The following is a 7,397-nucleotide window of genomic DNA, read 5'->3' as shown; positions in this document are numbered from 1 at the left end:
CATTGTGGGAAAGCCCCGCACCAACCCTTATGGGTTCGGTGCGGGGCTTTTCTGCGTTCACGGGCCGTTTGACGTGCGGATTTTCAGGTGAGGCCCGCATGATCCGTGGCTAGGATCTTGCCGCATGAGCGAGATTCGGCACGTGATACGTGCAGTACGTGGTGATGAGTGGGAGAAGGTCAAGGAGCTGCGGATCGCCGCGCTGCACGACCCGGCGGCGCCGGTGGCCTTCCTCGAGACGGTGGAGCAGGCCGAGGCGCAGCCCGACGAGTTCTGGCAGGGGCGCACCGAGGGGGCGTCCCAGGGGCGGGCGGTACGGCAGTTCGTGGCGGAGGCGCCCGACGGGGCCTGGGACGGGTCGGTGACCGTGATCGTCGAGGCGGGCGGGAGCACCGACTTCTTCGACCAGGGAGTCGAGCGGACCCAGGGGCATGTCGTGGGCGTGTTCGTGCGGGCCGGCCAGCGGGGGACCGGGCTGACCGAGGCGCTGTTCGCCGGCGCGCTGGAATGGGCCTGGGGGCTGGAGGAGCCGGTGCTGGAACGCGTACGGCTCTTCGTGCACGAGGGCAATCCGCGGGCCGCGGCCTTCTACCGGCGGTACGGGTTCCGGCCGAGCGGCGTGGTCGTGCCCAAGCCCGGAAGCGCGGAGGCCAAGGAGCTGGAGTACGTGCTCCAGCGGCCGGCCACGGCGACGGCCTAGAAGTCGCCCTGGGGCCAGCGGGAGCGGGCCTGTTCGCGGCTGCGGCACAGGGCGAGCAGAGGGAGCGTCCCCTCGGTCACGAGTTCCGGGAGCTGGGGGATCGGGGCCACGGCGGCCACGTCGTCCAGCACCAGGGAAAGTGGTGGGTCGAGCCGACCGTGGGATGACCGTGCGGCCATGCGGCGGCCGTGCTCGACCACGTGCGAGGCGAGTGCGGTGAGCAGGGGCATCGCACCCGGGTGGGTGCCGGGATCCTCCAGAGGTTCACCCACCAGATAGAGGGTGCCCCCTTCGGCGACGAACGATGCCAAGGTGAGCGCATCTGTTCGGTTCGGATTGCAGGCCTCGCGGATGTGGATCGAGGTCAGGCAGGACAGGGCACGGGCCGTCAGGCTCTGGGCGAGCTCTCGGCGTTCCGGGTGGGCGGTGAGTGCGCTCTCCAGCTCGCCGGCCGCGCCGGGGGCGGCCTGGGGGTGGGTACGCAGGATGCGGACCGGGTCCTGGGCGCTGTTGCCCTGGGCCCAGCGGTGGAGCAGCTTGAACGGGCGGTCGTCCAGAGCGGCGGCCTGGAGCCAGCTGCGCAGGAGGGTTTCGGCGGTGTCGGCGACTGCGGCGTCCATACGGGCCTGCGGCCGTACGGGAGCCAGCAGGGCGATCGCGCGGGCGGCGGCAGTGTCCCGGTCGGCGCAGCCCTCGGCCGGGTTCCAGTGCATGCGCGCCGGGGTGTCGCACAGGTGGCACGGGTCGTAGAGGAGGACCGGGCCGAGTTTGGCGCGGGCGTCCTTGGTCTCCGCCCACAGGGTGGGGGAGGAGGTCACGATGAGGGCTGCGCCCTCGGTCTCCCTGATGCGGTGGGCGGCGGCACGGAGGCGGTCGTCGGGGCCGGCGAAGGTGACTCCGTCGGCTGTGGGTTGCGGGGTGGCGGCGGGCGCCGTCGGCTGGGGGGCGTGGCCGAAGCCGTAGCGGTAGGCCTCGTCGGACGGTGCGGTGGCTGCCGGTGCGGTGGCCGCCGCTGCGGTGGCCGCGTGTGCGGGCGGGTTGCCGGGGGCGCTGCCTCCGGACCCCCGCGCCTCGAACGCGGGCGGGGCTGAGTGAGCAGCCGGGGCTGCCGCTTCTGCCTCCGCGAGGTGCTTGGTCAGCGCGCGGCGGGATTTGGTGCGGGCGATCACGCCGATGGCGAAGACGGTGAGGACGAACAGCACCAGGAGCTGGCTGACGAACAGGCCCCAGAACAGGCCCCAGCCCGACAGGGCCGCCGGGTCGGTGTCCGGCCAGGCGCCCGGGATGTCGTGCGGCTGCGCTATCAGGGCGCGGACGGCCTCCGGGGTCCGGGTGAAGGTGACCGTGTCGGGCCAGGCGCCCTTGGCGGCGACGGCGGCCAGGCCGGTGGCCGACCAGACCAGGACGGCCAGGCCGAGGAGGAAGGCCAGGAGGCCGACCAGCAGGCCGTCCGGGATGCCGCCGCCGCGTGCGGGGGTCTCCGTACGTCGTGCGTCGTGCATGGTCAGGCCACCGTGGTCGCGGATCCCGGGCCGCCGCGGCGGCGTTCGATGGACAGGGCCCGTTCCTCCGCCTCCAGTTCGGCGGCGAGCATGTCGGCGGGGAGGCGGGTGGGGGCGGAGGACTCGGTCATGGCGCGGTCGGTGAAGACGAGGGGGCGTTCGGCCTCGGTGATCAGGTGTTTGACCACCTGGACGTTGCCGTTGACGTCCCAGACCGCGATGCCGGGGGTGAGGGTCGGGATGATTTCCACCGCCCAGCGGGGCAGGCCGAGGACCCGGCCCGTGGCTCGGGCCTCGTCCGCCTTCTGGGCGTAGATGGTTCTGGTCGAGGCCATCTTGAGGATGGCCGCGGCCTCGCGTGCGGCGGCGCCGTCGACGACGTCGGAGAGGTGGTGGACGACGGCGACGAAGGACAGGCCGAGGCGGCGGCCGAACTTCAGCAGGCGCTGGAACAGCTGGGCCACGAAGGGGCTGTTGATGATGTGCCAGGCCTCTTCGACGAGGAAGATGCGCTTCTTGCGGTCGGGCCGGATCCAGGTGTGTTCCAGCCAGACGCCGACGATCGCCATGAGGATCGGCATCGCGATGGAGTTGCGGTCGATGTGGGAGAGGTCGAAGACGATCAGCGGGGCGTCGAGGTCGATGCCGACGGTGGTCGGGCCGTCGAACATGCCGCGCAGGTCGCCGTCGACGAGGCGGTCGATGACGAGCGCGACGTCGAGACCCCAGGCCCGGACATCGTCTATGTCGACGTTCATCGCGAGGGCGGATTCGGCTTCGGGGTGGCGCAGTTGCTCGACGATGTCGGTGAGGACGGGCTGGCGGTCGCGGATGGTGTCGACGACGTACGCGTGCGCGACCTTGAGGGCGAAGCCGGCTCGCTCGTCGAGGCCGTGGCCCATGGCCACCTCGATGATGGTCCGGAGCAGGGCGAGCTGCCCGGTCGCGGTGATGGCCGGGTCGAGCGGGTTGAGGCGGATCCCGTCGTCATTGGCGGCGATGGGGTCCAGGCGGATGGGGGTTATGCCCAGCTGCTGGGCGATCAGGTTCCACTCGCCGACGCCGTCCTCGCCCTGGGCGTCGAGGACGACGACCTGGCGGTCCTTGAAGCGGAGCTGGCGCAGTACGTAGGTCTTCTCCAGGGCGGACTTGCCGTTTCCGGATTCGCCGAGGACCAGCCAGTGGGGGGCCGGGAGCTGCTGTCCGTACAGCTGGAAGGGGTCGTAGATGTAGCCCTTGCCGCTGTAGACCTCGCGGCCGATGATGACGCCGGAGTCGCCGAGTCCGGGGGCGGCGGTGGGCAGGTAGACGGCTTGCGCCTGCCCGGTGGAGGTGCGGACGGGCAGGCGCGTGGTTTCGACTTTGCCGAAGAGGAAGCTGGTGAAGGCGTCCGTCAGGGCGGACATGGGATCTCGCATGGGCGGCACTTCCCTCCAGCTAGCGTCGGATGCCGGTGGCGAACGGCAAGGTGTTGACGAAGGCGCGGTGGTGCTCGCGGTCGCACCATTCCAGCTTCAGGTAGGACTTGCCGGCGGAGGCGCGGATCGTCCGCTTGTCGCGGGCGAGGGCCTCCGGCGAACGCGAGGACACCGTGATGTACCCGACGAGGTTGACTCCCGCCGCACCGCTGGCGAGATCTTCACCTCTTTGGTCGAGTCGGCCGTGAGCGGCGATGTCGCGGGGGTCGACGGTCCGGTTCATCTTGGCGGCGCGGGAGGCGTCGGCCTCGTCGTTGGTCTTCTCGGTGAGCATGCGCTCGATGGCCACCTCGGTGGGCTCCAGGTCCATGGTGACGGCGACCGTGCGGATCACGTCGGGCGTGTGGACGAGCAGCGGCGCGAGGAAGTTGACGCCGACGGGAGTCATCGGCCACTCCTTGACCCAGGCGGTGGCGTGGCACCAGGGGGCGCGGGTGGAGGACTCGCGGGTCTTGGCCTGGAGAAAGGTGGGCTCGACCGCGTCGAGCTCGGCCGGCCAGGCGTTGCGCTTGGTCATGGCCTGGATGTGGTCGATGGGGTGGTCCGGGTCGTACATGGAGTGCACGAGGGAGGAGAGGCGGCCCTGGCCGAGCGGCTGGCGGACGCGGATGTCGGCCTCGGCGAGGCGGGCACAGATGTCGGTGAGCTCGCGGGCCATGACGATGGCGAGGCCGGCGTCGCGGTCGAGTTTGCGGCCCTTGTGGGGGGTGCCGGCGCGGGCGATGGCGTTGGCCTCGGCGGCGAGTTCGCGCGTGTAGTGCATGCAGGCGACGAGGTAGGCGCGGTGCTGCTCGGAGGAGGTGGACACCATCGACTGGAGTTGGTCGTAGGAGTCGCGGAGCCAGCCGGGGGACTGGGTGTCGCCGCGCTGGGCCACGTCCTTGGCGTGCGCGTCGGGGTCGGCGGGGAGGGTGCGGGCGAGCATTTGGAGGCGGGTGACGAAGCCGTCGCCGTTGGCCACGTGCTTGAGGAGGGTGCCGAAGCGGTCGACGAGGGCCTCCTGGTCCTCGCTGTCGCGCAGGCCGACGCCTGGGCCCTCGATCTCGATGGCGGCGGTGACGGTGCGGCGGTCGGCGTGCAGGAGGACGGCGATCTCGTCGGGGCCGAAGGGGGCGGCGAGCCAGTTGATGCGGCCGATGCCGGGGGGCGGGCCGACCTCGACCTCGCGGCCGTCGGAGCCGCGGATGCCGGCTTCCATGGCGCCGGAGCGGTACGTCGTACCGCGGCGCAGGGTCCTCTTGTAGCTGCGGCTGATCTCGAACCAGCGGTAGAAGGTGCGGCCCTTGTACGGGACGTACACGGCGGCGAGCGCGAGCATGGGGAAGCCGGCGAGGCTGACGATGCGCAGGGTGAGGTCGGGGACGAGCAGTCCGCTCATCATGCCGAAGAACGCCCCGGCGATGATCAGGGCGATCTCGCCGGTCTCGCGGTTCTTGCCGACGATCGCGTTCGGCCGGGCGCGGCCGATGAGATACGTGCGGCGGGGCGCGACCGGGTGCATCTGGTGGGACTGGGTCGTCAACGCCCGTCACCTCCTGTGTTCCTCGTGCTCGAGCTCGTGCGGGGCGGGGGTGCGGCGGAGGGGACAGATCCGCCGCCGGCCCCGCCGCCGGAGGTGGGTCGGCTGCTGTGGGCGGCCACGCCTCCGGAGAGGGGGTTGGCGGGGCGGGGCGCGCTGTTGCTGCCGCCGCCGTCGCCTCCGCGGTGGGCGCCGCGGCTGCTGTGGGTCTTGATGCCCTGTGAGACGAGGGAGGCCGGGGAGCTGATGACGGCGGCTGCCTGGGCGCCGTCGGTGGCCTTGCTGCGGCCCGCGCGGGCGGAGGCGATCTCGTCGCCGAAGCCGGGGACGAAGCGGTAGATCATCGCGGAGGCGAAGATCGCCAGGAGGATGATCGCGAGGCCGGTGACGACGGCGGAGAAGGCGTTGGGGCCCTTTTCGCCGGTCAGGGCGCCGGCGAGGCCGAGGACGATGACGATGACCGGCTTCACGAGGATGACGGCGATCATGATGCCGGCCCAGCGGCGGACGTGGCCCCAGAGGTTGCGGTCGACGAGCCCGGAGTAGACGACGACGCCGAGGAGGGCGCCGACGTAGAGGAGGGCGGCCCGGATGAACAGCTCCAGGTAGAGCACGCCGGCGGCGAGGACGGTGACGAGTGCGACGACGATCAGCATGATCGGGCCGCCGCCGATGTCGTCGCCCTTCTTGAGGGCTTCGGAGAAGGAGCCGAAGAAGACGTCGGTCTGTCCGCCGGCGGCGGAGGCGATGACCTCGGTGACGCCGTCGGTGGCGGAGACGACGGTGTAGAGGATGAGGGGGGTGAAGGCGGAGGCGAGGACGGTGAGCCAGAGGAAGCCGATGGCTTCGGACATGGCGGTGGTGAGGGGGACGCCGCGGACGGCTCGCTTGGCGACGGCGAAGAGCCAGAGGACGAGGGTGAGGATGGTGGAGGCGGCGAAGACGACGGCGTACTGCTTGAGGAAGGCGGGGTTGGTGAAGTCGACCTCGGCCGAGCCCTTGACCGCTTCGCTGAGCTTGGTGACGATCCAGGATGCGGCGTCGGCGCAGCCGCGGGCTAGGGAGGCGAGGGGGTTGAGGGCGTCTCCGCCGTCGCTGGGTGCCAGGCCTGTTTGGGGGGTGCCGCCGGACGTGCCCGTGCCGCTCTGGCAGTACTGCTTGGAGGGTCCGTCGAGCAGGGCGCAGGGGTCCGTGGTCCCCTGAGGCGTGGGAGTCGGCGTGGGAGCGGCATGTGCCGCGGACGCCATGGCTACGACGGCGAGGTGGGCGGAGGCGATCAGGCCCAGCCGGGTGGGGAGCCGGAGGCTAGCGGGCATAGGTGAATCCCCCGAATTCCTTGATGGCCTTGCTCATGTCGTCCGACGTCGACACAGGGACATCGCCGGGAACCGGGGCGGGCCCGTCCTGCTGGGTGTCGTCGATGACTCTCCAGCCCTCGCCGATCCAGCTCAGTTCGAAGGTCCAGGTCTTCCAGAGGGTTCGCACCGGGTCGGTGGACTTGGGGCCGGACATGCCGATCAGACCGGTGTACCAGACGGCGATCTTGGCTGTGGTCGGCGTGTAGCTCTCCACGCGGGTGCCGATCGGGACGGTACGGGTGACGAAGGTGCTGCCCTGCGGTGCGTTGCCGTTGGCATCGAGCCCCAGCTTGGCCAGGAAGTCGGCCGAGTAGGCCTCGTCCTGCGGTCCCTTCAGCCGGGATGCCACGTCAGGTGCGTAGATTCCGTCCACCAGGGCGTGCCGGGTCGGCTTCTTGAACATGCCGTCAGAGCCCAGTGCCACCGCGAAGTTGGCGGCTGCCGACTGCGCGCCCTGTTCGTCGTGGGCGAAGCCCTTGGGGATGCCTGCGGATTTGCCCGTGACAGGGTCCGTGCCCGTGGCTGCCGTGGAGGAGGTGGCCGGGGGTTTGTCCGAGGCGGGGTCCGAGGGGGTGTCCGGGCCCGAGTTGGCGAAGGCGATGGCCGCGATCAGGAGGACCACCACGCCGACCACCGTGATCAGGCTGCGGGAGGTGCGCGGGGTGCGGCGGGTGGGGCCGTAGGGGTCGGCCGGGGCGTCCGGGAGGCGGGTGCGGGTCTGGCCGGTGCCGCCGACCTCGCCGTAGCCGCCGGCGCCGCCGTACTGGTCGTCGTTGCTCATTCCCTGTTCGCCCCCTCCGCGTCGTACGACGGTAGCGCTGGTTCCCGCGTGGATGTGGT

6 protein-coding genes are annotated in these 7,397 nt (G+C 71.2%); 1 reads left to right on the top strand and 5 read right to left on the bottom strand.

The annotated features are described in order from the left end of the window. The first annotated feature begins 133 nt into the window (after positions 1 to 133). A complete protein-coding gene (locus IE257_RS31165) occupies positions 134 to 700 on the top strand; it encodes a GNAT family N-acetyltransferase (protein ID WP_189973210.1) in 567 nt (188 codons plus the stop codon). Here IE257_RS31165 and IE257_RS31160 read toward each other — a convergent pair. The 5 genes from IE257_RS31160 to IE257_RS31140 are packed head-to-tail and all read right to left on the bottom strand — an operon-like array spanning position 697 to position 7,338. Beyond that, positions 697 to 2,202 carry a P-loop NTPase family protein gene (locus IE257_RS31160; protein WP_189973190.1) on the bottom strand — a complete coding sequence of 502 codons (1,506 nt, stop codon included), beginning with the start codon at positions 2,200 to 2,202 and terminating at the stop codon, positions 697 to 699. The genes IE257_RS31165 and IE257_RS31160 overlap by 4 nt on opposite strands. A gap of 2 nt (positions 2,203 to 2,204) precedes the next feature. Next, a complete protein-coding gene (locus IE257_RS31155) occupies positions 2,205 to 3,620 on the bottom strand; it encodes an ATP-binding protein (RefSeq protein ID WP_030390875.1) in 1,416 nt (471 codons plus the stop codon). Between the two features lie 19 nt (positions 3,621 to 3,639). Continuing rightward, complete coding sequence (locus tag IE257_RS31150; RefSeq protein WP_189973189.1) at positions 3,640 to 5,202, bottom strand: SCO6880 family protein; 1,563 nt, start codon at positions 5,200 to 5,202, stop codon at positions 3,640 to 3,642. Then, positions 5,199 to 6,515, bottom strand: coding sequence for a hypothetical protein (locus IE257_RS31145; protein ID WP_189973188.1), 1,317 nt, complete (start codon positions 6,513 to 6,515; stop codon positions 5,199 to 5,201). Before IE257_RS31145 ends, IE257_RS31150 begins: the two co-directional genes overlap by 4 nt. Beyond that, a complete protein-coding gene (locus IE257_RS31140) occupies positions 6,505 to 7,338 on the bottom strand; it encodes a hypothetical protein (RefSeq protein ID WP_189973187.1) in 834 nt (277 codons plus the stop codon). Before IE257_RS31140 ends, IE257_RS31145 begins: the two co-directional genes overlap by 11 nt. Positions 7,339 to 7,397: the final 59 nt, after the last annotated feature.

This window comes from Streptomyces avidinii (genome assembly GCF_014650695.1).
In the GTDB taxonomy this organism is placed as follows: Bacteria; Actinomycetota; Actinomycetes; order Streptomycetales; family Streptomycetaceae; genus Streptomyces; species Streptomyces avidinii.
Note: the sequence above shows the minus strand (reverse complement) of the source record. Positions and strands in the feature narration are given on the sequence as shown.

Excerpts from the sequence above, each read along its gene's own strand:
- IE257_RS31145 (WP_189973188.1), bottom strand. The coding sequence starts at position 6,515 with ATGCCCGCTAGCCTCCGGCTCCCCACCCGGCTGGGCCTGATCGCCTCC.
- IE257_RS31155 (WP_030390875.1), bottom strand. The coding sequence starts at position 3,620 with ATGCGAGATCCCATGTCCGCCCTGACGGACGCCTTCACCAGCTTCCTC.
- IE257_RS31160 (WP_189973190.1), bottom strand. The coding sequence starts at position 2,202 with ATGCACGACGCACGACGTACGGAGACCCCCGCACGCGGCGGCGGCATC.
- IE257_RS31140 (WP_189973187.1), bottom strand. The coding sequence starts at position 7,338 with ATGAGCAACGACGACCAGTACGGCGGCGCCGGCGGCTACGGCGAGGTC.